The sequence below is a fragment of the Pseudomonas fluorescens genome (assembly GCF_900215245.1).
Taxonomy (GTDB): Bacteria; Pseudomonadota; Gammaproteobacteria; order Pseudomonadales; family Pseudomonadaceae; genus Aquipseudomonas; species Aquipseudomonas fluorescens.
Genome location: NZ_LT907842.1, coordinates 1264978 through 1289501, shown reverse-complemented (window position 1 = coordinate 1289501; position 24524 = coordinate 1264978). Strand labels below are relative to the sequence as shown.

Sequence of the window (24524 nt, the reverse complement as noted above, 5' to 3'; positions counted from 1 at the left end):
GTGCAGCGTTGGACTCAAATCCCGTGATTTAGTGCGCTGTTCGCACGCTGTTTGGTTATGCTCTTGGGGCAGACTACGGCCCAGCTGCTAGATTACCGGGTTGAGTGCTACCGCGTTCAATGCTCAGCGTTCAGCCCGCCATGCAAGAGAATTAAATGACTGTCAGCACCCCACTTTCCGGCGTCAACCATCCTTTCAAAGGCATCCTGCTGATTGTGGTGGCGACGTTTCTGTTTTCCAGCCACGACGCCTTGTCCAAATACCTGGCCGGGTTTTATCCGATAGTGATGGTGGTGTGGGCGCGTTACCTGGTGCACACCTTGCTGATGGCCGGGATCTTCCTGCCGCAATCGGGCCTGCGTGTGCTGCGCAGCAAGCGCCCGGGGATGCAGGTGGTGCGGGCCTTGTGCCTGTTGGGCACAAGCCTGTTCTTTACTGCGGCGCTGCATTACATCCCGTTGGCGGAAGCCACGGCGGTGAACTTCCTGGCGCCGATCCTGGTGACGGCGCTGTCCGTGCCGTTGCTCGGTGAGCGCGTGACGCGTGGTCAATGGCTGGCGGTGATCTGCGGGTTTATCGGGGTGCTGATCATCATCCACCCGGGCGGCGAGTTGTTCACACCGGCCGTGTTGCTGCCGCTGTGTTCGGCGCTGTTCTTCTGTTTCTACCAACTGCTCACACGCATCTTGAGCAAATACGACACCCCAACCACCAGTAACTTCTTCGCCGGCCTGTGCAATACCTTGGTGATGAGCGCGCTGGTGCCATTCTTCTGGCAGCTCCCTACGCTGTGGCACGGTGTGTTGATGCTGGCGCTGGGCACTTGCGGGATGACGGCGCACTTGCTGCTGACCCAGGCGTTCCGCTTCGCGGCGCCGGCCTTGCTGGCGCCGTTCGGCTACTGCCAGATCGTGTTCGCGGGGTTGTTGGGCTGGCTGGTGTTCAACCATACCCCCGACTTGACCACGGTGGTCGGCATCGGGGTGATCTGCATGAGTGGGTTGGCCGCTGCCTGGCAGCAGCGGCGTCGGTGAGTCAAACGTCGACGGTAGGAATCTTGCGCGGTGCCATGAAGTACATCCAGGTCAGCGCAATGAAGTACATCGCCGGGATCAGGGTGAACAGCACGGTGTAGTTATTGTTGGTCACCGTAAGGATATGGCCGACGATCTGGGTCATGAACATGCCGCCGATGGCCGCGCACATACCGCCGAAACCGAACACTGTGCTCATCATGTGCTTGGGCGTGTAGTCCATCACCAGGCTCCAGATGTTGGCGGTCCAGGCCTGGTGCGCGCCGATGGCCAGGGAGATGGCAAACACCGCGACCCACAACTGGCTGGAGCCGGCCGCCATGATCACGCCGACGATGCAGCAGGCAAACAGCAGCATCGACAACAGCCGCGCCTTGATTGCATTCATCCCGCGGCCGATCAGGAATGACGACAGAATCCCCCCACCCACGCTGCCGAAGTCCGCTGTCAGGTAAATGATGATCAGCGGGATCCCCATCTGCGTCACGTTGATGCCCAGGTTGTATTGCTGGTTCAAGAACGGCGGCAGCCAATACAGGTAGAACCAGAACACCGGTGCGGTCATCGCATAGGCGAGGGCGAAGGCCCAGGTGCCACGCATGCGCAGGATGCGGCTGAAAGGCACGCTCGGTTGTTCCGGTTCGGACTCCTGTTGCACGTAGTCCAATTCGGATTGTTTGGCCGTTGGATGGTCTTCCGGGTTGTAGTACTTCAAACCCCAGAACACCAGCCAGATTGCGCCCAGCGACGCCATGCACAGGAACGCTGCCTGCCAGCCCCAGACATGGAGGATCAGTGGCAGCAGCATCGGCGTCATCATTGCGCCCACGTTGGTGCCGGCATTGAAGATACCGGTAGCCACCGCGCGTTCACCGGCCGGGAACCACAACCGTGTGGTCTTGACGCAAGCCGGGTAGTTGGCGGCTTCGGTCAGGCCGAGGATGAAACGGCACACCATAAAGCCGACGGCCGAGGTGGCCAGGCCGTGGGCGCCGGTTGCCAGGCTCCATAACAGCACGGCGCAGAAGAACACGCGCTTCACGCCGACGCGGTCGATCAAGCGACCTTGCAGCACAAAGCCGATGGCGTAGCCGACCTGGAACCAGAAGTTGATGTTGGCGTAATCCATCGCCGTCCAGCTCATCTCTTTGGCCAGGATCGGTTGCATCACGCCCAGGGCGGCGCGGTCGATGTAGTTGAGGGTGGTGGCGAAGAACACCAGGGCCAGCATGCCCCAGCGAGTTTTACCCACGGCCATTGCGCCACGGATTTTGTCGCCGATGCCGGCGTGCGGGTTGCCCGGGCGCGCGGCCAGGGCGGAGTTTTGCAGAGGCATGAGGTCGTACCCGTTTTTTGAAATTTTTATGGTGTGTTCTGGGTCTTTTTTTCTGTGAAGGTTGCGTCGTCGATGGTGCGCAGCGGTTAAAAAACCGTCAATTCGCCAAACGGGCATAGTGTTCGGTAATCGCACGAAAAACTAACCGGTTCGTACATTTTAATTGCTGCGTGTAGGCTAGGGGCGAATAATTTGCCGCAAATAACAACTGCCGGGAGTCGCCTTATGCAACGTTCCATTGCCACCGTTTCCTTGAGCGGTACCCTGCCGGAAAAGCTTGAAGCCATTGCCGCCGCCGGGTTTGATGGGGTTGAGATCTTCGAGAACGACCTGTTGTATTACGACGGCAGCCCGCGCGAAGTTAAACAAATGTGTGCCGACCTCGGCATTGCCATCACGTTGTTCCAGCCGTTTCGCGACTTTGAAGGCTGTCGCCGTGATCGCCTGGCACGCAACCTGGAGCGCGCCGAGCGCAAGTTCGATTTGATGCAGGAACTGGGCACCGACCTGGTGCTGGTGTGCAGCAATGCCTCGGCCGATTGCGTGGGCGATGAACGCATTCTACTGGATGACCTCGGCCTTTTGGCGGAGCACGCCGGTCGCCGTGGCCTGCGTATTGGTTACGAAGCACTGGCCTGGGGCAAGCACGTGAACACCTGGCAGCAGGTGTGGAACCTGGTGCGTCAGGTCGATCACCCGAGCCTTGGCGTGTTGCTCGACAGCTTCCACACGCTGTCGCTGAAGGGTGACCCAAGCGCCATCGCCGAGATCCCCGGTGACAAGATCTTTTTTGTGCAAATGGCTGACGCACCGATCCTGGCCATGGATGTGCTGGAGTGGAGTCGACATTTCCGCTGTTTCCCAGGGCAGGGCGAATTTGATTTGGCGGGGTTCCTGGCGCCGATTATCAAGACGGGTTACACCGGGCCGTTGTCCCTGGAAATTTTCAATGATGGTTTCCGCGCGGCGCCGACCCGAGCGAACGCGGCGGATGGCTTGCGCTCGCTGCTGTATCTGGAAGAGAAAACCCGTCAACGCCTGGCGCAGGAACAACCAGCTGCACCGGTGGACATCTTGTTTGAAACCCCGGCCGCCAGCGAATACGACGGCATCGAATTTCTTGAGTTTGCCGTGGATGAAAGCCTCGGCGCCAAACTGACTCACTGGCTGGAACGCCTGGGTTTCGTCAAGGCCGGGCAGCACCGGTCCAAAAGTGTCAGCCTGTTGCGCCAGGGTGATATCAACCTGATTCTCAACTGTGAACCTTATTCCTTCGCCCATAACTTTTTCGACGCCCACGGGCCGTCTTTATGCGCCACAGCGATTCGGGTCAAGGACAGCGCAAAAGCCTTGGAGCGGGCGGTGGCCTATAAGGGGCAGCCCTATCGCGGGCTGGTCGGCCCCAACGAGCTTGAGCTGGCGGCCGTCCGTGCGCCGGACGGCAGCCTGATTTACCTGGTGGACCAGAGTGAGGGCGGGCTATACGACACCGACTTCAACCTGCAACCGGCCACTGCCTCAAGTGGCGGCCTGTTGCGCATCGACCATATGGCCATGGCGCTGCCGGCCGACAGCCTCGACAGCTGGGTGCTGTTCTACAAGAGCCTGCTGGACTTCGAAGCCGATGACGAAGTGGTGCTCCCCGACCCCTACGGCTTGGTAAAAAGCCGCGCGTTGCGCAGCCGCTGCAGTTCGATTCGCCTGCCGTTGAATATTTCCGAGAACCGCAACACCGCGATTTCCCACGCGCTGTCGAGTTATCGCGGCTCGGGTGTGCATCACATTGCCTTCGACTGTGCGGACATTTTCGCGGAGGTGAGCCGCGCCAAAGAGGCGGGCGTGCCGTTGCTGGATATCCCGCTCAACTATTACGACGACCTGGCGGCGCGGTTTGATTTCGACGACGAGTTCCTCAGCGAGCTGGCGTACTACAACGTGCTGTACGACCGTGACGCACAAGGCGGTGAGTTGTTTCATGTCTACACCGAGCCGTTCGAAGGGCGGTTTTTCTTTGAGATCATCCAGCGCAAAAATGGCTATGCCGGTTATGGCGCGGCCAACGTGGCGGTGCGCCTGGCGGCGATGGCCAAGTCCCGCAGCGGCGCAGCACGCCAGGCTCGGTTGTAACGGCTGACAGGTGCTTCCTTCAGAGAGCGCCGCGGCCCATAATCACGGCCTGCATAACAATGGCCGTGAGCGCACCATGACCTCGAGTCCCGATCTCCCCGCGGTGTCAGACGCACCGCGCAAGAGTCGTAAGAACAATCCGGAAAAGACCCGCGAAAATATACTGCAGGAAGCCATTGTCGAGTTTGTTCAACAGGGCCTGTCCGGTGCTCGCGTGGATGCGATTGCCGAGCGCATTCATACCTCGAAACGCATGATCTACTACTACTTCGGCAGCAAGGAGCAGTTGTACATCGAGGTGCTGGAAAAGCTCTACGGCGATATTCGCAACACGGAAACCCGCATGAACCTCACGGCCCTGGAGCCGCGTGAAGCGATTCGCAGGCTGGTGGAGTTCACCTTTGATCACCACGACCAGAACGTGGACTTCGTGCGTATTGTCAGTATCGAAAATATCAACAACGCCGAGTTCGTAAAGCGCTCGGATTCGATCAAGGCAATGAACAGCAACATCCTCGAAGCGCTGGGGGCCACGTTGCGGCGGGGGGCTGAGATGGGCGTATTTCGCCAAGGATTGAACCCGTTGGACGTGCATTTGCTGATCAACTCATTCAGCTTTTACCGCGTGTCCAATCGCCATACGTTCAGTGAGATTTTTCAGATCGAACTGTCGGATGAGGCCGTCAAACAGCGTCATCGCGAGATGATTTGTGAATCGGTGATGCGTTACCTGCAGGCTTGAGGACACCGCGGAACCGGATGTGGAGCGAGCAAGCCCGCTCCCACAGTTGCATTGGGTTTCTACTGCGAGGTGTTCATGCTCTGAAAATGCGCCAGCATCCTTTGCGCATCCGGCACTTCGCCACTGAACAATTCAAACGCCTTCACGGCCTGAAACACCGCCATGTTGCCGCCATCCAGCGTACGGCAGCCCAAGGCGCGAGCGCTGCGTAGCAGCTCGGTTTCCAGTGGGAAATACACGATTTCCGCGACCCATAACTCAGCCCGTAACAGGGCAGGCGGCACCGGTGTGCCGGGCAGCTTGGCCATGCCCATCGGGGTGGTGTTGACCAAACCGTCTGCCTCGGCCATGGCGTTTTCCAGGTGGCGGCCGACCTGCGCGCGACTGGCCCCGAACCGCCGCGCAAGGTTATCCACAAGGTCGCGGGCACGGTTGGCGTCGACGTCGAAAATACTCAAGTGCTCCACGCCTTCGGCCAGCAGCGCATGAGCCACCGCTGCGCCTGCACCGCCAGCACCCATCTGGACGACACGGTGGCGGTCGACGTCATTCAAGTTTCTGCGAAAACCTTCGGCGAACCCCAGGCAATCGGTGTTGTGGCCGATGCGTTTGCCTGCCTTGAATACCACCGTGTTAACCGCCCCAATGCCCCGGGCCTCGTCGGATAATTCATCGAGCAGCGGCAGGATCGCCTGCTTGCATGGGTAGGTAATGTTCAACCCGGTGAACTGCATCAACTCGGCCGCCTTCAGCAGGTCGGGCAGCGCGTCGATGCTCAGTTGCAGTGGCTCCAGATCGATCAGGCGATACAAATAGCGCAGGCCTTGGGCGTCACCTTCCTGCTCATGCAAGGCGGGTGTACGGGAGGCCTGGATGCCTGAGCCGATCAGGCCGGCGAGGATGCGCGGTTTCATCGGGCTCATCCTTTCAACGTGTGGCTGAAATGTTCCAGGGCGAGGTGATAGCCGTGGCTGCCAAACCCGGCGAGTACCGCGGTGGCAATGGGTGAGACAAAGGAATGATGCCGAAACGCCTCGCGCGCATGCACGTTGGATAAATGCACTTCGATCACTGGCACTTCACTGGCAACCAATGCGTCGCGAATCGCCACCGAGGTGTGGGTCCAGGCCGCCGGGTTGATCACGATCCCGGCGCAGCGGGCGCGGGCCCCGTGGATCCAGTCCAGTAATTCGCCTTCGTGGTTGGTCTGGCGGAATTCGATTTTCATGCCTAGTTTTTCGGCGCTGCGGCCACACAGCGCAGCCACGTCGGCCAGGGTTTCATAGCCGTAGGTAGCGGGCTCGCGGGTACCGAGCAGGTTGAGATTGGGGCCGTTGAGTACCAGCACGATCGGCGGCATAGGGAGTGTCTCCACAGTTATTATTGGTTGTGGAGATAAAATGTACTGAATGGTTACTTTGGTCAATTGGTGGCCGCAGATATGTTCGATTATCGAACTGTTAATCGGTAACGGCGGTTCTCCAGACACGGCCACGCGCGGTTACAAGACCTTATTCGACGCTTCCTCCTTCGCGACTAACCTGTGAAAAACCTCCCTGATCATGCAGCCGGCTATCGGGCTGCAGGAGGAAAAGTGTTTCCTGACAGAAAATAACCTAACGGATGGGTTACGATGAAAGTAGGGGCTTACAAAGGATATGTGATTGCGGTTTTTCTCAGGGACGAACATTGCCCGCCTCATGTTCATGTCAAGGGAAAGGCATGGGATGCGCGCTTTCGTTTCAGCTTTCTGGATGGACGCGTGGCGTTGTGGGATGTGAACCCCGAACGGTGCCGGCCAGCGGGCGCGATTCTGGAAGGTATTCGCCAGGCCCTCATGCAGCCGCATTATTTGGCGCGGGCGCGCAGGATCTGGTGGCAGAAGCTGCAAACGGTCTGCCTGGAGAACCATTCCTGGGACTGGGATGCTGATGAGGTGGTGCCGGGGTTAGTCATTCGGCGTGGAGTGTATGTGATCGCCAATGCCCGACACGATGTCGTTGGGCAGAGAACCATTTTGAATCTGGTGAGGGCGCCAGGTTGCGTGGAGATTGATTTATGAAAAAAATCGTAAAAGCCAAAGTCTTGCCTGATCTACCGATCACCGAGGCTGATATCGACAAGGCCATCGTGCGTGGGCGCAAGCTGAAGCGTTTGTATGCCAATGCCAGTGATGTGCGTTACGCAGACGACTGCATTTCCATCGGCTTCGGCGATGGCTGCCGAATTGTGCTGCCGGTGGCCGGGCTTGCGGAATTCGAAGGGTTTTCTGCGCAGGACTTTCAGCAACTGGAGGTCGGGTTCGGTGGCAAGGCGCTGTGTTGTGAAGCCCGCGACTTGCACGTTTCCATCAGTGGCCTGATTGCTACGAGCCAGCCCTTGATGGACCTGGCTGCAAGCATGGTGGCGTCGCGTAACGGGCGTAAAAGCAGTGCCGCCAAGTCCGCCGCCGCCCGAGCCAATGGCAAGAAGGGCGGCCGGCCACGCAAGGAGACGTGAGCGTGTTTAACGCCGGGTCAACAACACGCCGGATTCCATATGGTGCGTCCACGGGAACTGGTCAAACATCGCACACTGGGTAATCCGGTGCGTGTCGTGCAGTTGCGCAATGTTCGCAGCCAGGGTTTCCGGGTTGCAGGAGATGTACAGGATGTTGTCGAAGCGTCGGGTCAGTTCGCAAGTGTCCGGGTCCATGCCCGCGCGCGGCGGGTCGACGAAGACACTCCCGAATTCGTAGCTTTTCAGGTCGATGCCGTGCAGGCGGCGGAACGGGCGCACTTCGTTAAGTGCTTCGGTAAGTTCTTCGGCCGAGAGGCGCACCAGGGTGACGTTATCCACCGCATTTTCATCGAGGTTGCTCAGGGCTGCGTTCACCGAGGTTTTGCTGATTTCGGTGGCCAGTACTTTTCGCACGCGGGTAGCCAACGGCAGGGTGAAGTTGCCGTTGCCGCAATACAGCTCCAACAAATCATCCGGGCGATCACCCAAGGCGTCGTACGCCCAGTTGAGCATCTTCTGGTTCACCGTGCCGTTGGGCTGGGTAAACGCACCTTCCGGTTGGCGATAGCTGAAGGTGCGGCCGCCGACCTCGAGCTTTTCAACCACGTAATCGTGGCCGATAACATCGCGCTTGCCCTTGGAGCGTCCGATGATGCTGACATTCAAGTCGGCAGCGAGCTTGTTCGCCGCAGTGTGCCAATGTTCGTCCAACGGGCGGTGATAACACAGGGTGATCATCGCGTCGCCGGCCAACGTGGTGAGGAACTCCACCTGGAACAGCTTGTGGCTCAGGGCGGCGCTGGCCTGCCAGGCAGCCTTGAGTTGCGGCATCAACTGGTTGATGCGTTGGCTGGCGATGGGGAACGCTTCGATCAGGATCGGCGTGCGTTTGTCGTCCTGGGAAAACATCGCGTAGTGGCGCTCACCACCTTCGCGCCAGAGGCGGAACTCCGCCCGCAGGCGGAAGTTCTGCAACGGCGAATCGAAGACCTGCGGCTCGGGCGCGTCGAAGGGTGCCAACAGGTCACGCAGGCGCGTGACCTTGTCTTGCAGTTGAGCGGTGTAGCGTGTGGCGTCAAAAGTCATGCGTTGAACCAGCCCAGCTTGATCACAAACAGAATCGACAGGATCACCAGCGCCGGGTTCAGCTCACGGTAGCGGCCCGAAAGCAGCTTGATGGCGGTCCAGGCGATGAAACCGAAGGCAATGCCGTTGGCGATGGAGTAAGTGAAGGGCATTGCCAGGGCGGTGATCACCACCGGCGCTGCAACAGTAATGTCATCCCAGTCAATTTCGGCCAGGCCCGAGGTCATCAGCACGGCCACGAACAGCAGCGCCGGTGCGGTTGCGAAGGCCGGAACGCTGGCCGCCAGTGGCGAGAAGAACAGCGCCAGCAGGAACAGGATCGCAACCACCACGGCGGTCAAACCGGTGCGGCCACCGGCACTCACGCCCGCAGCGGATTCGATGTAGCTGGTGGTGGTCGAGGTGCCCAGCAGCGAGCCGGCCATGGCTGCGGTGCTGTCGGCGATCAGCGCACGGCCCATTTTTGGCATGTGGCCATCTTTGCCCATCAGGCCGGCGCGCTTGGCGACGCCGATCAAGGTGCCGGAGTTGTCGAACAGGTCGACGAACAGGAACGCGAAAATCACGCTGACCAGGCCGATATCCAGCGCGCCTTTGATATCCAGCTGCAGGAAGGTCGGGGCCAGGGACGGTGGCATCGACGTCACGCCGCCGAACGGGGTGAAACCCATGGCGATGGACACGATAGTCACCACGAGGATGCCGATCAGTACGGCGCCGCGCACGGCCAGGGCTTCCAGCGCCACGATCAGCGCGAAACCAAGGGTGGCGAGGATCGGTGCCGGTTGCTTCAGGTCGCCCAGGCCGACCATGGTGGCCGGGTTGCTGACCACGATGCCGGCGTTGTGCAGGGCGATCAGCGCCAGGAACAGGCCGATACCGGCCGCAATCGCCGAACGCAGGGGCAGCGGGATGCTGTTGATGATCCACTCACGGATGCGGAAGATCGACAGCAGGAAGAACAACACCGCCGAAATGAATACCGCGCCCAGCGCCACTTGCCAGGTGTGGCCCATGTGCAGGACCACGGTGTAGGTAAAGAAGGCATTGAGGCCCATGCCCGGCGCCAGTGCGATCGGGTAGTTGGCGATCAGGCCCATCACGGTCGAACCGATGGCGGCGGCCAGGCAGGTCGCGACAAACACCGCGCCCTTGTCCATGCCGGTTTCGCCGAGGATGCTCGGGTTCACGAACAGGATGTAGGCCATGGCCAAAAAGGTCGTGATACCCGCGAGAATCTCGGTGCGCACGTTGGTGTTGTGTGCTTTGAGTTGAAACAGCTTTTCCAGCATGCCGGCTCCCTGTGACGCTATTTTGCGTCGTTATTTGTTGACCTCTAAGTCAAAGCACAAACTGCGCCAAGCGCCTGTGGTTTCAGAGAGGATCGGAAAAAGCGGCGCATCATACCAGCAGCCGAAGGCCAATGGCGCATGGGCTTGGTTTTGATGGTTCATGGGCTTGAGGCATACTGCGCCGACGTTTAATACAGGGGCGTTATCAGTATGAAAAAAGCCAACGCCAGCAGTCTAGCTCTGTTCGCCATTATCGGCCTGGGGCTGGCGGCACCGGCTTGGGGCGCGCCTGCACCGGCCTTGAGCGAGGTGCGAGTGTTCAAGGTCGAGTCTGCCGGTTGCGCCGAAACCATCCCGGAGCGAGCAAGCAGTACGCAGATGTGCACGCACCGTGGCCCCACCAAGGTTTCAGTGATGGAAGTCGGTTTGGGCAAAAGCCCGATGGGCCGTTTCGATGGTGCAGAGTTGAACGGGCAACGCACGCCGATCTGCCAGGTGGGCACTATCAGCCAGGCCTGTAATGGCGCGGGCACGGTGATGGGCTACATCTATATATTCGACGTGAATGTCGAAGCTTCAGGCTGGTTCGAGTACAGCAATTCCTCGATCAACGGCGCACAAGCCCCGCTGAAGACGATGCTCAACATCCGCTGATCAATTTCCTTGAACGCTCGATACCCCGGGAAGTCGTACCCCTGAGACGGCGATTTCCCTGAACGCCGCGGATGTATACCAACCCGTGAGGTGTTTATGAGCGCAATTCCCAAGGCGGCGGCCCCTCCCTTCGCCAGCCATTCCATACGCCTGAGCCTCAATGGCCAGGACCGCCAGTTGGACGTGTTGCCCTGGACCACCTTGCTGGATCTGCTGCGCGAGCAACTTGACCTGGTCGGCAGCAAAAAAGGCTGCGACCACGGCCAATGCGGCGCCTGCACCGTGTTGCGCGATGGTAAACGCGTAAACGCCTGCCTGACCCTGGCGGTGATGTGCGACGGCGCCGAACTGACCACTGTTGAAGGGTTGGCCGACGGCGACGTGTTGCACCCGATGCAGCAAGCCTTTATCAAGCATGACGCTTTCCAGTGCGGCTACTGCACCCCCGGCCAGATCTGCTCGGCGATTGGCCTGGCCAATGAGGGCCGTGCCCACGATACCGCGCAAATTCAGGAACTGATGAGCGGCAACCTGTGCCGCTGCGGCGCCTATAGCAATATCCGCGATGCCATAGAAGAAGCCTTGCCCGCCTGCCGCACAAAGGGAGGTGAGCAATGAACCCCTTCCAGTACAGCAAGCCGGTCGATGTGCACGAAGCGGTGCACCTGAGCAGTGCGGCGTCGCGCTTCATTGCCGGTGGCACCAACCTGCTGGACCTGATGAAAGAAAACATCAGCCGCCCCGAACACCTGATCGACATCACCGGCCTGCCGCTTCACGGCATTGAAGAGACCGCTGAAGGCGGCTTGATGATCGGTGCCTTGGTGAGCAATGCCGACCTGGCGTGGCACCCTTTGATCGAACAGCGTTACCCGTTGCTGTCCCAGGCCATCCTCGCCGGCGCTTCACCGCAATTGCGCAATATGGCCAGCACCGGCGGCAACCTGTTGCAGCGCACCCGTTGCTATTATTTCTATGACGCCAGCGTGCCCTGCAACAAGCGCGAACCGGGCAGTGGCTGCCCGGCGCGCACCGGCTTGAACCGTATCCATGCGATTCTCGGCGCCAGCGAGCACTGTGTGGCCACGCACCCCTCGGACATGTGTGTGGCCCTGGCGGCCCTGGCGGCGCGAGTTCACGTGGAAGGGCGTGGCGGGGCGCGGGTCATCGAATTTGCGGACTTCCATCGACTGCCCGGCGATACGCCGCAGCGCGACAACTTGCTGGCCGATGATGAGCTGATAACCGCCATCGAGCTGCCCGCCGACCACTTGGCCAATCACAGCCATTACCTGAAAATTCGCGACCGTGCGTCTTACGCGTTCGCCTTGGTGTCCGTCGCCGCTGCCCTGGAGCTGGACGGTGACACCATCGTCGATGCCCGCCTGGCCCTCGGCGGTGTGGCCCACAAACCGTGGCGCGACCGCGCAGTGGAAGTCACGCTGATCGGTCAGTCCGTCAGTCGCGAAACCTTCAGTAACGCCGCCGACGCCTTGCTGCAAGACGCCGAGCCGCTGGAGCACAACGCCTTCAAGGTCAAGCTGGCGCGCCGCGCAATCATTCGCGCCCTCAGCGACGCTGCCATCGCAGGAGAACGGTCATGACGGCTATCGGTAAACCCTTGGACCGTGTTGACGGTCTGCTTAAGGTCACAGGTCAAGCACGGTATGCCGGTGAGTTTCCCGGCCAGGGCTTGCTTCACGCCAGCGTGGTCTCCAGCACCATCGCCAAAGGCCGGGTCGTCAGGATCGATGCCTCCAAAGCCCTGGCGCTGCCGGGTGTGGTCATGGTGCTCGATCACCTCAACCGGCCGAAACTCGCCAGCTACGATGACGCGTTCGCCGATGCCGATGCGGCGGACGGCTCGCCGTTTCGTCCGTTGTATAACGACCGCGTGCTCTACAGTGGCCAACCATTGGCACTGGTGGTCGCCGACAACCTTGAGTTGGCACGGCATGCCGGTTCGCTGGTGCAGATCGAGTACGCAAGCGAAGCCTTTGAAACCGACTTGCTGGCCATGCAGGAACAGGCGTACCCATCACCGCAAACGCCGCCCGGGCCCCGCGGTAATTTCCAGGCTGAATGGGCCGCAGCTGCCGTCAACCTCGATGTGCACTACAGCACGCCCATCGAACACCACAACCCGATGGAGCCCCACGCCAGCACCGTGCTGTATCAGCCGGACGGCACCCTGCATATCCACGACAAAACCCAAGGCCCGCAGAACTGCCAGGCGTATGTGCAAAAAGTCTTTGGTCTGGATAAAAGCCAGGTGCGCATCTTCGCTGCGTTCGTCGGTGGCGCCTTCGGTTCGGGCCTGCGCCCGCAATACCAGTTGCCGCTGGCGGTGATGGCGGCATTGGCGCTCAAGCGCTCGGTACGCGTCACGCTCACCCGGCAACAGATGTTCACGTTCGGCTACCGGCCGCGCACCTTGCAGCGTTTGCAGATGGGCGCCGCTGCCAACGGCCGCCTGCTGGCGTTAGGGCATACCGCGATTGGCCAGACTTCCCGCTTCGAAGACTTCAGTGAACACGTGGTGGAATGGAGCGGCATGCTCTACCACTGCGACAACGTGCAACTGACTTACAAACTGGTGCCTCTGGACGTATTTACCCCGCTGGACATGCGCGCGCCGGGCGCTGCGCTGGGGGTGATCGGCCTGGAGTGCGCCATGGATGAACTGGCCTGCGCCTTGGGCATCGACCCGGTGCAACTGCGGCTGATCAACTATGCCGAACGTAACCAGAACGAGGACAAACCCTGGTCCAGCAAAGCCTTGCGCGAGTGTTACAGCGAAGGCGCCGAGCGCTTCGGCTGGGCCCAGCGCAACCCGGAACCGCGCAGCATGCGCGACGGTAACCAGTTGATCGGCTGGGGCATGGCCGGTGGTGTGTGGGAAGCCATGCAGATGAAGGCCAGCGCCAAGGCGCGGATCGATGCGAAGGGCCAATTGACGGTGAGCAGCGCCACCACCGATATCGGCACCGGCACTTATACGGTCATGACCCAGATTGCCGCCCAGGCCAGCGGCGTGGCGATGGCGGATATCCGTTTTTTACTGGGGGATTCGTCGTTGCCCACCGCGCCGTTGCAGGGCGGCTCGTTTACCGTGTCGTCCGTGGGCACCGCCGTGCAGCAAGCGTGCGAAGCGTTGACCGGCAAGCTGCTGGCCATTGCCCGGCAAACTTACCCGGTCTTCAAGGATGCAGAAACCGTACGCTTTGAAGATGGCCAGTTGCACACCGGTGACGTGAGTGTGTCGTTGGCACAATTGGTCAAGGACAGTGGCGAGGAGGCCTTGGAAGTCCAGGTCGACAGCGAGCCGGACAAAAAGCGTCAAGGCTATGCGAGCGCTACCCACTCGGCGGTGTTTGTCGAAGTTCAGGTAGACGAAGACCTGGGCACGATCAAGGTGCGTCGTGTGGTCAGCGCCATTGCGGCCGGGCGCGTGGTCAACCCGAAGATGGCGCGCAGCCAGATTCTCGGCGGTGTGGTGTGGGGCATTGGTATGGCACTGCATGAAGAAACCCAGACCGACCATCAGTTGGGCCGTAACATGAACCACAGCCTGGCTGAGTATCACATCCCGGTGAATGCCGATATCGGCGACATTGATGTGATTTTTGTCGAAGAACATGACGAAATCGTCAACGCGCTGGGGTCCAAGGGCGTGGGCGAGATCGGCATTGTCGGGGTGGCGGCAGCGGTCGCCAATGCGATTTATCACGCCACCGGGAAACGGGTACGGGACTTTCCCATTACCCTGGACAAGGTGCTTTAACGCAAACCTTCACACCACCGAAGATCAAAATGTGGGAGCGGGCTTGCTCGCGAATGCGGTGCATCAGTCAATACATTAGGTGACTGACACTGCGCATTCGCGAGCAAGCCCGCTCCCACCCTTACTGCATTCCAACATCAAATCAGGTGGTGGTGCTTAGACGTTGGCCTCTTCCACCGGCACATGCATGCGGTCGCGGTTGGCCAGGGACGGGAACAGCTTGATCCACACGCCCGTCACCAGCAGCGTCCCCACCCCGCCCATGACCACGGCGGGCACGGTGCCGAACCAGTGGGCGGTGATGCCGGATTCGAACTCGCCCAACTGATTTGAAGCGCCAATAAACAGCCCGTTGACCGCACTCACGCGCCCGCGCATTTCATCGGGGGTTTCCAGCTGAACAAAGGAGGCGCGGATCACCATACTGATCATGTCCGCCGCGCCGAGCACCACCAGCACCGCCAGGGAAAACCAGAACGAAGTCGACAGGCCGAACGCAATGGTTGCCACGCCGAACACGCCCACAGCGGTAAACATCACGCGACCGACCTGGCGGTCCACCGAGAACCGCGCCAGCCACAGCGACATCAACAACGCGCCCACCGCCGGTGCCGAACGCAGCAGGCCCAGGCCCCAGGCGCCGGTCAGCAGGATGTCTTTGGCAAACACCGGCAGCAACGCCGTGGCACCGCCCAGCAGCACAGCGAACAAGTCGAGGGAGATGGCACCGAGGATGTCCGGCCGGCTGCGGATAAAGCGAATCCCGGCCAGCAACGAGTCGAGAGTAGCCTTGGCTTTGTTCAGCGGGGTCTGGCGGGCAGGCAGGTTGAGGGTCAGCACGCAGGCAATCAAGTACAGCGCTACGGTGGGGCCATACACCCACACGCTGCCAAATGCATACAGCAAGCCGCCCAACGCCGGCGCGACAATGGTGGCCAGTTGCTGCGCTGATTGCGACGAGGCCACGGCCCGCGGAAACAGCGCGCTGGGCACGATGCTGGGCAGTAGCGCCTGGGTAGTGGGCATTTCAAACGAACGTGCGGCGCCGAGCAGGAAGGCCAGGATAAAGATCATTTCGCGGGTGACGCTGCCGGTCAGGCCACCCATGGCCAGCGACAACGCAATCAGTGCCTGCACGGTTTGGCAGATCGCGGCAACCTTGCGCCGTTCATAGCGATCGGCCACGTGCCCGGTATGTAACATGAACAGCACGCGCGGTATGAATTCCACCAGGCCGACCAACCCCAGGTCCAGCACATTGCCGGTCAGTTGGTAGAGGTTCCAGCCGATGGCCACGGTGAGCATCTGGAAGCCGCTGGCGGTAAAAATCCGCGCCAGCCAGAACGCAATGAAAGGGCGGTGGTGACGCAACAGCAACGCAGGTTCACTAGGCATCGGGAATACGGGTTCGGAACGGAGGGAGCAACGAGGTTAGCATCAAGCTGTAACAAATAGTTGCAAGGGTTTGCTGGGCGTCAGGCTGAGACAAGCTGTCACGCGGCAAAAGACCACGCCGTCCTACAGCCAAAATGGGACTACTCTTTCAGCAATGCTTGATCCAGATCAAAACCGGCCCCGGGTTTGTTCTGGCGGCCGAAAGGCCAAACTCCCTGCGAGATGGGTAAAAAAAGAAACGAATTGAAATTCGCCACACTCCATATCCGTGGGGGCAGTGGGTGCAGGCTCCCAGCCAGCAGCCGGTATTACCTGACAGAGGAAAACTTATGTTCGGTTTGGAGGCGCTAGATCTCGCCCGAATTCAATTCGCGTTCACCATCTCGTTCCACATCCTGTTCCCGGCGATCACCATCGGCCTGGCGAGTTACCTTGCGGTGCTGGAAGGCTTGTGGCTCAAGACTCACAACGATACCTACCGTGACCTCTACCATTTCTGGTCGAAGATCTTTGCCGTCAACTTCGGCATGGGCGTGGTCTCCGGGTTGGTCATGGCCTACCAGTTTGGCACCAACTGGAGCCGCTTCTCCGACTTTGCCGGTGCCGTTACCGGGCCATTGCTCACCTATGAGGTGCTGACAGCCTTCTTCCTCGAGGCCGGTTTCCTTGGGGTGATGCTGTTCGGCTGGAACAAGGTCGGGCGCAAACTGCACTTCTTTGCCACGGTGATGGTGGCTGTCGGTACGTTGATCTCGACCTTCTGGATCCTGTCGTCGAACAGTTGGATGCAGACGCCCCAGGGCTTCGAAATCGTTGACGGCCGCGTGATACCCACCGATTGGTTCGCTGTTGTCTTCAACCCTTCATTCCCGTATCGCCTGGCGCACATGGCCACGGCGGCATTCGTTGCAACGGCGTTCTTTGTCGGTTCCTCGGCGGCCTGGCACTTGCTGCGCGGCAAGGACAACCCGGCGATTCGCACCATGTTGTCGATGGCGATGTGGATGGCCTTGATCGTCGCGCCTATCCAGGCGGTGATTGGCGACTTCCATGGCCTGAACACGCTCAAGCATCAGCCGGCGAAGATCGCCGCGATTGAGGGTCACTGGGAAAATATCGGCAACGAGCCGACGCCGCTGATCCTGTTCGGCTGGCCGGACATGAAAGCCGAGAAAACCAAATACGCGGTCGAAATCCCGTACCTGGGCAGCCTGATCCTCACCCACTCGCTGGACAAGCAGGTGCCGGCGCTCAAGGAGTTCCCACCGGAGGACCGTCCCAACTCGACCATCGTGTTCTGGTCGTTCCGGGTCATGGTCGGCCTGGGCTTCCTGATGATCTTCACCGGTTTGTTCAGCCTGTGGCTGCGCCGGGGCGACAAGATGTACACGTCGAGGCCGTTCCTCTACCTGGCGTTGTGGATGGGGCCATCCGGCCTGATCGCGATTCTCGCCGGCTGGTTCACCACCGAAATCGGCCGTCAGCCGTGGGTGGTCTACGGGTTGATGCGCACCGCGGATGCATCCTCCGGGCATAGCCTGGCGCAGATGACGATTACCCTGGTGTTGTTCGTGGTGGTGTACTTCGCGCTGTTCGGCGCCGGGTTGGGCTACATGATGCGCCTGGTGCGCAAAGGGCCTCAGACCCACGAGGGCTCGGAGCCAACCCATGGTGGCCCTGGGCAAAAACGCACACCGGCCCGTCCGTTGTCTGCGGCCGATGACGGCAGCGATGACGACCACACTCACATCCAGCACAAGGGGAATTGAGATGGGTATTGATCTTCCGCTGATCTGGGCCGTGATCATCATCTTCGGCATCATGATGTACGTGGTCATGGACGGCTTTGACCTGGGCATCGGTATTCTCTTCCCGTTTATCCCCGGCAAAGTCGACCGTGATGTGATGATGAACACCGTCGCCCCGGTTTGGGACGGCAACGAAACCTGGCTGGTCCTGGGGGGCGCGGCGTTGTTCGGCGCGTTCCCGCTGGCCTATTCGGTGGTGTTGTCGGCGTTGTACCTGCCGCTGATCCTGATGCTGATCGGGCTGATCTTCCGGGGCGTGGCCTTCGAGTTCCGCTTCAAGGCCAAGGACGATAAACGTCACCTCTGGGACAAGGCGTTTATCGGCGGCTCCATCGCCGCGACGTTCTTCCAGGGCGTGGCATTGGGGGCATTTATCGACGGTATTCCGGTGGTCAATCGCCAGTTCGCCGGCGGCTCACTCGACTGGGCCACACCGTTCACGATGTTCTGCGGCGTGGCCCTGGTGGTCGCGTATGCCTTGCTCGGTTGCACCTGGCTGATCATGAAGACCGAAGGCAAGTTGCAGGAACAGATGCACAACCTGGCGCGGCCGTTGGCTTTCGTGGTGTTGGCGGTGATCGGTATCGTCAGCCTGTGGACGCCGCTGGCGCACCCGGAAATCGCCTCGCGCTGGTTCACGCTACCGAACCTGTTCTGGTTCCTGCCGGTGCCGATCCTGGTGCTGGTGACCATGTACGGTTTGATCCGCGCAGTGGCGCGTAATGCCCATTACACGCCGTTCCTGCTGACACTGGTGTTGATCTTCCTTGGCTACAGCGGCCTGGGGATCAGCCTGTGGCCAAACATCATTCCACCGTCCGTCTCGATCTGGGACGCCGCCGCGCCGCCGCAAAGCCAGGGCTTCATGCTGGTGGGCACGCTGTTCATCATCCCGTTTATCCTGGGTTACACCTTCTGGAGCTATTACGTGTTCCGCGGCAAGGTCACTCACGAAGACGGTTATCACTAGGAGGGTCGTAACATGCCCGGCAAACCTACGTTGCACGAGATCGAACAGGCTGAGAAACAGCCGTTATGGCGGCGCCTGGGGTGGCTGGCGATGATTTGGACCGGCAGTGTGCTGGCCCTGTTCGTCGTGGCCAGCCTGATGCGTATGTTCATGAGCGCGGCCGGCCTGACGACTCACTGACATCCCGTTCCGGGCCTCGCGGCCCGGTTTTCAACCCTGCCTTTTGCGAGAAAGGCGGGGTTTTTTATTTGCGCGCTTTGAGAATCACGAATTTCGGCGTGGCGGCCACTTGCTCGACGCCACGGAATAAACGCGCCAACTTGCTGTGATAGCCCAAGTGGCGGTTACCCACGATGTAAAGCGCGCCGCCGACCACCAAGGCCTCACGGGCCTGCTGGAACATGCGCCAGGCAAGGAAGTCGCCGACCACCTGTTGCTGGTGGAACGGCGGGTTGCACAGCACCACGTCCAGGGACTGCGGTTCCTGGCCGGCGAGGCCATCAGCAGCGCGAACGACCACCTCTCGCGGGCCAAGTGCCGCCTGCCAATTCTCGAGCGCCGACTGCACGGCCATATAGGATTCATCCACGAGCGTGTACTGCGCGTCGGGGTTTTGCAGTGCACTGGCAATCGCCAACACGCCGTTGCCGCAGCCCAGGTCGGCGACGCGAGCGCTGCCGAGGTTTTTCGGCAGGTGCGGGAGGAAGGCGCGGGTTCCGATGTCCAGGCCTTCACGGCAGAACACGTTGGCGTGGTTACGCAACTCGATGGCTGGTGTGTCCAAGGCGTAGCGGGTGGGGTAGGGCGAGGCGGCGACCGGGCGATCTTCAGCGGTGGCGATCAGCAGCCGGGCTTTTTTGACCGCAAGCGAAGCGTGCATCGGCCCGATGTAGCGCTCAAGCAGCTCGCCTGCGGCGCGCGGCAGGTGCTTGATCATAGCGCCGGCGATGACCTCGGCGCCCGGCGCCAACTGCCCCTGTAGACGAATCAGTTGCTCTTCCAGCAAAGCCAGAGTTTTCGGCACGCGGATCAGCACGCGGTCGAACGGCCCGCTCGGCACCTGGCTGGCGGGGACGAATGCCACTGCATCAAACGCCTTGCCGTTGCGCACCAGGTTTTTCTCCAGGCCCTGGGCTGCCAGAAACGAGTCGCCGCTGGACGTCACCTGAACCTTGCCTGCCAGGCTGACCGCCAAAGCCCCGAAGCTGTCATTGAGCACCAGTACGCGGGTGACGGCGCCATGCTGCTGTTCGGCCAGGTAGCCGAGCAGATACTCGTCGGCGGCATCGAAAGCCTGCAGCGGGTCATTGTGTTGCTCTGGCTGGCGGATCAGATCGAGTTGGGCGAAGGGACTGTCAAGCAGGGGCATGGCGGGGGAGGCTCTGGGTCAACGATGGGCGGCGGCGGGTGTGGGCAGCCGGCGGAACTGGCGGTATGAGCAGCAACTGAGTGGACGGCGAGGCGGCACGGAGGCGCAGCTTCAACACTCAGAATAGCCCGTAAATGTTACTTTTTTTTCGCAGGGATTACATGCGGTGTTTGTACGCCGGTTAAAACAGGCCTGCTTTCGAGGCACAGAGCACGGCGGCGATCTTGTTATTCACGCCCAGTTTTTTCAGGCAGCTGCTGATATGAAACCCCACAGTCCGTTCTGACAGGCACAGGATGGTGGCAATGTCCGACGCCGTCTTGCCCATGGCTGACCATTTGAGGATTTCCGTTTCCCGTGGGGTCAATTTGCAAGGCGGCGTAATACTCGGTTTATCAGCATATTTTTGTGCCACGGCCGCGTGCAATACGTGACACAGCCACAGTGTCTGGCCAGCTTTCTCGTAAAGCTCTTGCGGACTGACTTCGCCGCTGCTTCGGCCCAGGGTCAGCATGCTGAACACGCCCTGGAAGTCGTGTACTGCCTGGGTCCAACCAAAATTCACGCCAAACGACTGGGCCAACGACCATAAGTGTGGCGTGGTACTGAAGGTTTTTTCGTCCCACACAATAGGTAGGACGCTACGTTTGCAGTGGGCTACTACCGGGTCTATGTCAAAGAAATTCGCTTGTTTGTAGACGCTGTTCCATTCGTTTGGATAGTTGTTTAAGTGCACCGGTTTAGTTTGATGGGTAGGTTGTAGAGAACTCATCGTAAATGAGCAATATTCAAAGTCGAGTTCATAGGTGTGATTCACGACCATCTCATAAATAGTGGTGATCTTGTTCTCGCCTTCGAGTTTGGGAATCCTCGTGTTGCGCCAGTTGACCATCGGTAACTCTCCATGAATGTCGTTGTTGCCCGGGCACTTCCTGGCTCCCAATGAGGCACGCAAAGGAGTGTAGGATAAAGGCTACGTAGTAAGGTGAAAAAAATGTCATCCGGCGGTGGTCTTTACACTTCTTAAACTTGTACAGTAATTAAGCTTTTGTGTAAGTTCACAGGTGCGTAATAAAAATGCTTGGGTTTTAACAGGTTGCAGATGATGTTGTATTGATATTATTTAGGTTGGCTGTGTCATCTAATGGCATATAGAGCGTGGGGAAATAGCTAAATGATTAGTTAGGGTTTAATGCCTTCCCCGCGTTTAACTGTCACTGCAATGTAATAGTCTTACTATTTATCTGGCTGTAAACATCGGGCTAACGATAATGCCAGTACAAACCAACGGTGTTTCCTTGCGCGACTTTGGGGGACACTAGGGTTCCTGTTGAACGGAGCCCCCTATGACGGCCAGTGCTGAGAAATTTACCCGCCAGACGTTGCTCGACGTGCAATCGCTGACGCCTAGCCTGTTTACCCTGCGCACCACGCGCGATCCGGGCTTTCGGTTTACCGCCGGCCAGTTTGTGCGCCTGGGGGTGAGCAAGGCGGACGGGAGTACCGTATGGCGTGCTTACTCCATCGTGTCTTCGCCGTTTGACGAGCACTTGGACTTCTTCTCTATTGTTGTTCCGGGTGGTGAATTCACCAGTGAACTGAGCCGCCTTCAGGTGGGTGACACCTTGATGGTGGAGCGCCAGGCCACAGGCTTCCTGACCCTGAACCGCTTTGTGGACGGGCGCGACCTGTGGCTGCTGGGCACTGGTACCGGGGTGGCACCGTTTTTGTCGATCCTGCAGGATTTCGAGGCCTGGGAGAAATTCGAGCGTATCGTGCTGGTGTACAGCGCCCGCGAGGCCAAAGAGCTTGCCTATCAGCAACTGATTGCCGCGTTGGGCGAGCGAGAGTACCTGGCCGAATACGCCCATAAACTCGTCTACATCCCCATCGTGACGCGTGAACAGCATCCCGGGGCGCTGAACGGGCGCATTACCACGCTGATCGAGAATGGCGAACTGGAACGCGCGGCCGGCGTCGAGCTGACCCCGGAATTCTCCCGCGTGCTGATTTGTGGCAACCCGCAGATGGTCGACGACACACGCCAACTGCTCAAACAACGCGACATGCAACTGAGCCTGAGCCGGCGCCCAGGGCAAGTGGCGGTGGAAAACTATTGGTAATAAAAAAGGCGCCTGCAATAGGCGCCTTTCTGGATCCGCCGGTTTAAAGCGGCTTGTCGTTCTGAGCCTTGAGCAGATCACGGATCTCGGTCAGCAAGGCTTCCTCTTTGCTCGGCGTTGGCGGCAGGGTCGGCGCCACAGCCTCTTCACGCTTGAGGCGGTTGATCGCCTTCACGCCCATGAAGATCGCAAACGCGATGATCACGAAATCGATGATGCTTTGGATGAATTTGCCGTACGCCAATACCACGGCCGGCGCACTGCCTTGCGCCGCCTTGAGTTGCACGGCCAGGTCAGCGAAGTCCACGCCACCGATCAGCAGACCGATGGGTGGCATCACCACGTCGCCTACAAACGAGGAAACAATCTTGCCGAAGGCCGCACCGATGATGATACCGACGGCCATATCGACCACATTACCTTTGACCGCGAAGGCCTTGAACTCACTGATCACGCCCATAGGTTATTCCTTGTTACAGATGAGAAGGGTGGAGGTCAGTGTAATTCAGTCGCAGGCGGCTTGCCCGAAACAACCGTTAACACTGTCAATTTTTATCGACACATTTAACCGCAAATAGTTTGCAAAGTGCCACCAATCGCGCGCGAAATACCGCTTGTTTCAGTGGGTTACCAGATTTTTTTCTTAATCGTGCTGGTGGTGTTTTTCTATTTATCTTCTGACTCGCAGGTCACTAGCCTCTGGCAAGCACAACTGAATGTGCACGAAAAAAACCAGAGGACACCTCGATGAATACTCCAATGAGCCGCGGGCCGGTTTCAGCGCGCTACGCGTTGGCACTGGTGACCGCCAGCCTGCTTTCCCTCTCTGTACAAGCCGCCAACCTGACCCGCGATAACGGCGCTGCCGTGGGGGACAACCAGAACTCACAAACGGCCGGCGCCAATGGTCCGGTGCTGTTGCAGGACGTGCAGCTTATTCAAAAACTGCAGCGCTTTGACCGTGAGCGCATCCCCGAGCGTGTGGTACATGCCCGCGGCACGGGCGCCCACGGCACCTTCACCGTCACCGACAACCTCAGCGACCTGACCAAAGCCAAGGTCTTCGCTGCAGGTGAGGCGACACCGGTGTTCGTGCGCTTCTCGGCCGTGGTCCACGGCAACCACTCTCCGGAAACCCTGCGTGACCCGCGCGGCTTCGCCACCAAGTTCTACACCGCTGAAGGTAACTGGGACCTGGTTGGGAATAACTTCCCGACGTTCTTCATCCGTGACGCCATTAAGTTCCCAGACATGGTTCACGCGTTCAAACCCGACCCACGCACTAACCTGGACGACGACTCCCGTCGGTTTGACTTCTTCTCCCATGTCCCCGAGTCCACCCGCACGCTGACCGAGTTGTACTCCGACTCCGGCACCCCGGCCAGCTATCGGGAAATGGACGGCAATGGCGTACATGCCTACAAGTTGATCAACGCCAAAGGCGAAGTGCACTACGTCAAGTTCCACTGGAAAAGCCTGCAAGGCATCAAGAACCTTGATCCCAAGCAAGTTACCGAGGTGCAAGGGCGTGACTACAGCCACATGACCAATGACTTGGTTACCCACATCAACAAGGGCGACTTCCCCAAGTGGGACCTGTATGTGCAAGTGCTTAAGCCCGAGGACTTGGCCGCGTTCGATTTCGACCCACTGGACGCCACCAAGATCTGGCCGAACGTGCCGGAGCGTAAAGTCGGGCAAATGGTGTTGAACCGCAACCCGGCGAATGTCTTCCAGGAAACCGAGCAGGTGGCCATGGCCCCGGCCAACCTGGTGCCGGGCATCGAGCCGTCGGAAGACCGTTTGCTGCAAGGCCGGGTGTTCTCCTACGCCGACACCCAGATGTACCGCCTGGGGGCGAATGCCCTGCAACTGCCGATCAACGCACCCCGTGTCACCGTCAACAACGGTAACCAGGACGGCGCGATGAATTTCGGTAAAACCACCACCGGCGTGAACTACCAGCCAAGCCGCCTGTTACCGCGCGAAGAGCCGCAAACTGCGCGCTACAGCCAGTCGGCGCTGTCAGGTAGCACCCAGCAGGCGAAGATCCAGCGTGAGCAGAACTTCAAGCAGGCCGGGGATTTATACCGCTCCTACACCAAGAAAGAGCGTCAGGACCTGATCGAAAACTTCGGCGGCTCCCTGGCAACGACGGATGATGAAAGCAAGCACATCATCCTGTCGTTCCTCTATAAAGCCGACCCGGAGTACGGCACCGGCGTGACCAAAGTCGCTAAAGGTGACCTGGCGCGCGTTAAAGCGCTGGCAGAAAAACTGACTGACTGACGTTGGTTCCGGTCGA

At 59.7% G+C, this 24524-nt stretch carries 23 protein-coding genes; 14 read left to right on the top strand and 9 right to left on the bottom strand.

Going from position 1 to position 24524, the window contains the following annotated elements:
* Positions 1-155: 155 nt before the first annotated feature.
* Positions 156-1034 carry a DMT family transporter gene (locus CPH89_RS06030; RefSeq protein ID WP_053258133.1) on the top strand — a complete coding sequence of 293 codons (879 nt, stop codon included), beginning with the start codon at positions 156-158 and terminating at the stop codon, positions 1032-1034.
* Between the two features lies 1 nt (position 1035).
* Here the strand turns inward: CPH89_RS06030 and CPH89_RS06025 are convergent, their stop codons facing one another.
* A complete protein-coding gene (locus CPH89_RS06025) occupies positions 1036-2370 on the bottom strand; it encodes an MFS transporter (RefSeq protein WP_053258132.1) in 1335 nt (444 codons plus the stop codon).
* A gap of 225 nt (positions 2371-2595) precedes the next feature.
* Between CPH89_RS06025 and quiC the strand changes: the two genes are divergently transcribed.
* Positions 2596-4497, top strand: a complete 1902-nt coding sequence (quiC, locus tag CPH89_RS06020) for a 3-dehydroshikimate dehydratase QuiC (protein WP_053258131.1) — start codon at positions 2596-2598, stop codon at positions 4495-4497.
* A 76-nt stretch (positions 4498-4573) separates the two neighbouring features.
* Positions 4574-5239 carry a TetR/AcrR family transcriptional regulator gene (locus CPH89_RS06015; RefSeq protein ID WP_053258130.1) on the top strand — a complete coding sequence of 222 codons (666 nt, stop codon included), beginning with the start codon at positions 4574-4576 and terminating at the stop codon, positions 5237-5239.
* 59 nt (positions 5240-5298) lie between these two features.
* Here the strand turns inward: CPH89_RS06015 and CPH89_RS06010 are convergent, their stop codons facing one another.
* Together CPH89_RS06010 and aroQ are read right to left on the bottom strand one after the other, a co-directional pair.
* The gene (locus tag CPH89_RS06010; protein ID WP_053258129.1) at positions 5299-6153 is read right to left on the bottom strand and encodes a shikimate dehydrogenase; all 855 of its coding nucleotides are present in this window, start codon (positions 6151-6153) and stop codon (positions 5299-5301) included.
* Positions 6154-6158: 5 nt separating this feature from the next.
* Positions 6159-6599 (bottom strand): type II 3-dehydroquinate dehydratase, encoded by a 441-nt coding sequence (aroQ, locus tag CPH89_RS06005; protein ID WP_053258128.1) that lies wholly within the window; start codon positions 6597-6599, stop codon positions 6159-6161.
* Between the two features lie 273 nt (positions 6600-6872).
* Between aroQ and CPH89_RS06000 the strand changes: the two genes are divergently transcribed.
* On the top strand, positions 6873-7301 hold the full coding sequence (locus tag CPH89_RS06000; RefSeq protein ID WP_053258127.1) for a DUF4160 domain-containing protein: 429 nt from the start codon (positions 6873-6875) through the stop codon (positions 7299-7301).
* Positions 7298-7738, top strand: coding sequence for a DUF2442 domain-containing protein (locus CPH89_RS05995; protein WP_053258126.1), 441 nt, complete (start codon positions 7298-7300; stop codon positions 7736-7738). Before CPH89_RS06000 ends, CPH89_RS05995 begins: the two co-directional genes overlap by 4 nt.
* Positions 7739-7744: 6 nt before the next feature.
* Here the strand turns inward: CPH89_RS05995 and trmA are convergent, their stop codons facing one another.
* Both trmA and CPH89_RS05985 read right to left on the bottom strand, forming a co-directional pair.
* Positions 7745-8824 (bottom strand): tRNA (uridine(54)-C5)-methyltransferase TrmA, encoded by a 1080-nt coding sequence (gene trmA, locus CPH89_RS05990; RefSeq protein WP_053258125.1) that lies wholly within the window; start codon positions 8822-8824, stop codon positions 7745-7747.
* Positions 8821-10116: an NCS2 family permease gene (locus CPH89_RS05985; RefSeq protein WP_053258124.1), complete on the bottom strand. Its 1296-nt coding sequence runs from the start codon at positions 10114-10116 to the stop codon at positions 8821-8823. The genes trmA and CPH89_RS05985 overlap by 4 nt, the downstream gene beginning before the upstream one ends.
* A 210-nt stretch (positions 10117-10326) precedes the next feature.
* Between CPH89_RS05985 and CPH89_RS05980 the strand changes: the two genes are divergently transcribed.
* The 4 genes from CPH89_RS05980 (at position 10327) to CPH89_RS05965 (ending at position 14554) form a co-directional block, all read left to right on the top strand.
* The gene (locus CPH89_RS05980; RefSeq protein ID WP_053258123.1) at positions 10327-10770 is read left to right on the top strand and encodes a DUF4879 domain-containing protein; all 444 of its coding nucleotides are present in this window, start codon (positions 10327-10329) and stop codon (positions 10768-10770) included.
* 96 nt (positions 10771-10866) lie between these two features.
* Positions 10867-11388 carry a (2Fe-2S)-binding protein gene (locus CPH89_RS05975; RefSeq protein WP_053258122.1) on the top strand — a complete coding sequence of 174 codons (522 nt, stop codon included), beginning with the start codon at positions 10867-10869 and terminating at the stop codon, positions 11386-11388.
* The gene (locus tag CPH89_RS05970) at positions 11385-12374 is read left to right on the top strand and encodes an FAD binding domain-containing protein (RefSeq protein WP_053258121.1); all 990 of its coding nucleotides are present in this window, start codon (positions 11385-11387) and stop codon (positions 12372-12374) included. The genes CPH89_RS05975 and CPH89_RS05970 overlap by 4 nt, the downstream gene beginning before the upstream one ends.
* Positions 12371-14554 carry a xanthine dehydrogenase family protein molybdopterin-binding subunit gene (locus CPH89_RS05965; protein ID WP_053258120.1) on the top strand — a complete coding sequence of 728 codons (2184 nt, stop codon included), beginning with the start codon at positions 12371-12373 and terminating at the stop codon, positions 14552-14554. The genes CPH89_RS05970 and CPH89_RS05965 overlap by 4 nt, the downstream gene beginning before the upstream one ends.
* A 156-nt stretch (positions 14555-14710) precedes the next feature.
* Here CPH89_RS05965 and CPH89_RS05960 read toward each other — a convergent pair whose 3' ends face one another.
* Positions 14711-15949 (bottom strand): MFS transporter, encoded by a 1239-nt coding sequence (locus tag CPH89_RS05960; RefSeq protein ID WP_053258119.1) that lies wholly within the window; start codon positions 15947-15949, stop codon positions 14711-14713.
* Between the two features lie 329 nt (positions 15950-16278).
* Here CPH89_RS05960 and CPH89_RS05955 point away from each other — a divergent pair, with 329 nt between their 5' ends.
* From CPH89_RS05955 to CPH89_RS05945, 3 genes are read left to right on the top strand one after another with little or no spacing between them, the layout of a single operon-like run.
* Positions 16279-17718 (top strand): cytochrome ubiquinol oxidase subunit I, encoded by a 1440-nt coding sequence (locus CPH89_RS05955; RefSeq protein ID WP_053258118.1) that lies wholly within the window; start codon positions 16279-16281, stop codon positions 17716-17718.
* Position 17719: 1 nt separating this feature from the next.
* Positions 17720-18727, top strand: a complete 1008-nt coding sequence (cydB, locus tag CPH89_RS05950; protein ID WP_053258117.1) for a cytochrome d ubiquinol oxidase subunit II — start codon at positions 17720-17722, stop codon at positions 18725-18727.
* Positions 18728-18739: 12 nt separating this feature from the next.
* The gene (locus CPH89_RS05945) at positions 18740-18907 is read left to right on the top strand and encodes a DUF2474 domain-containing protein (RefSeq protein WP_064502999.1); all 168 of its coding nucleotides are present in this window, start codon (positions 18740-18742) and stop codon (positions 18905-18907) included.
* A 64-nt stretch (positions 18908-18971) separates the two neighbouring features.
* Here the strand turns inward: CPH89_RS05945 and CPH89_RS05940 are convergent, their stop codons facing one another.
* Both CPH89_RS05940 and CPH89_RS05935 read right to left on the bottom strand, forming a co-directional pair.
* The gene (locus CPH89_RS05940; RefSeq protein ID WP_053258116.1) at positions 18972-20096 is read right to left on the bottom strand and encodes a methyltransferase; all 1125 of its coding nucleotides are present in this window, start codon (positions 20094-20096) and stop codon (positions 18972-18974) included.
* A 181-nt stretch (positions 20097-20277) separates the two neighbouring features.
* The gene (locus CPH89_RS05935) at positions 20278-20988 is read right to left on the bottom strand and encodes a helix-turn-helix transcriptional regulator (protein WP_053258115.1); all 711 of its coding nucleotides are present in this window, start codon (positions 20986-20988) and stop codon (positions 20278-20280) included.
* 454 nt (positions 20989-21442) lie between these two features.
* Here CPH89_RS05935 and CPH89_RS05930 point away from each other — a divergent pair, with 454 nt between their 5' ends.
* Complete coding sequence (locus CPH89_RS05930) at positions 21443-22219, top strand: ferredoxin--NADP reductase (protein WP_053258114.1); 777 nt, start codon at positions 21443-21445, stop codon at positions 22217-22219.
* 43 nt (positions 22220-22262) lie between these two features.
* Here the strand turns inward: CPH89_RS05930 and mscL are convergent, their stop codons facing one another.
* The gene (mscL, locus tag CPH89_RS05925) at positions 22263-22679 is read right to left on the bottom strand and encodes a large-conductance mechanosensitive channel protein MscL (RefSeq protein ID WP_053258113.1); all 417 of its coding nucleotides are present in this window, start codon (positions 22677-22679) and stop codon (positions 22263-22265) included.
* Positions 22680-22966: 287 nt separating this feature from the next.
* Between mscL and katB the strand changes: the two genes are divergently transcribed.
* Positions 22967-24508, top strand: a complete 1542-nt coding sequence (gene katB, locus CPH89_RS05920) for a catalase KatB (protein ID WP_053258112.1) — start codon at positions 22967-22969, stop codon at positions 24506-24508.
* The last annotated feature ends 16 nt before the right edge of the window (positions 24509-24524 follow it).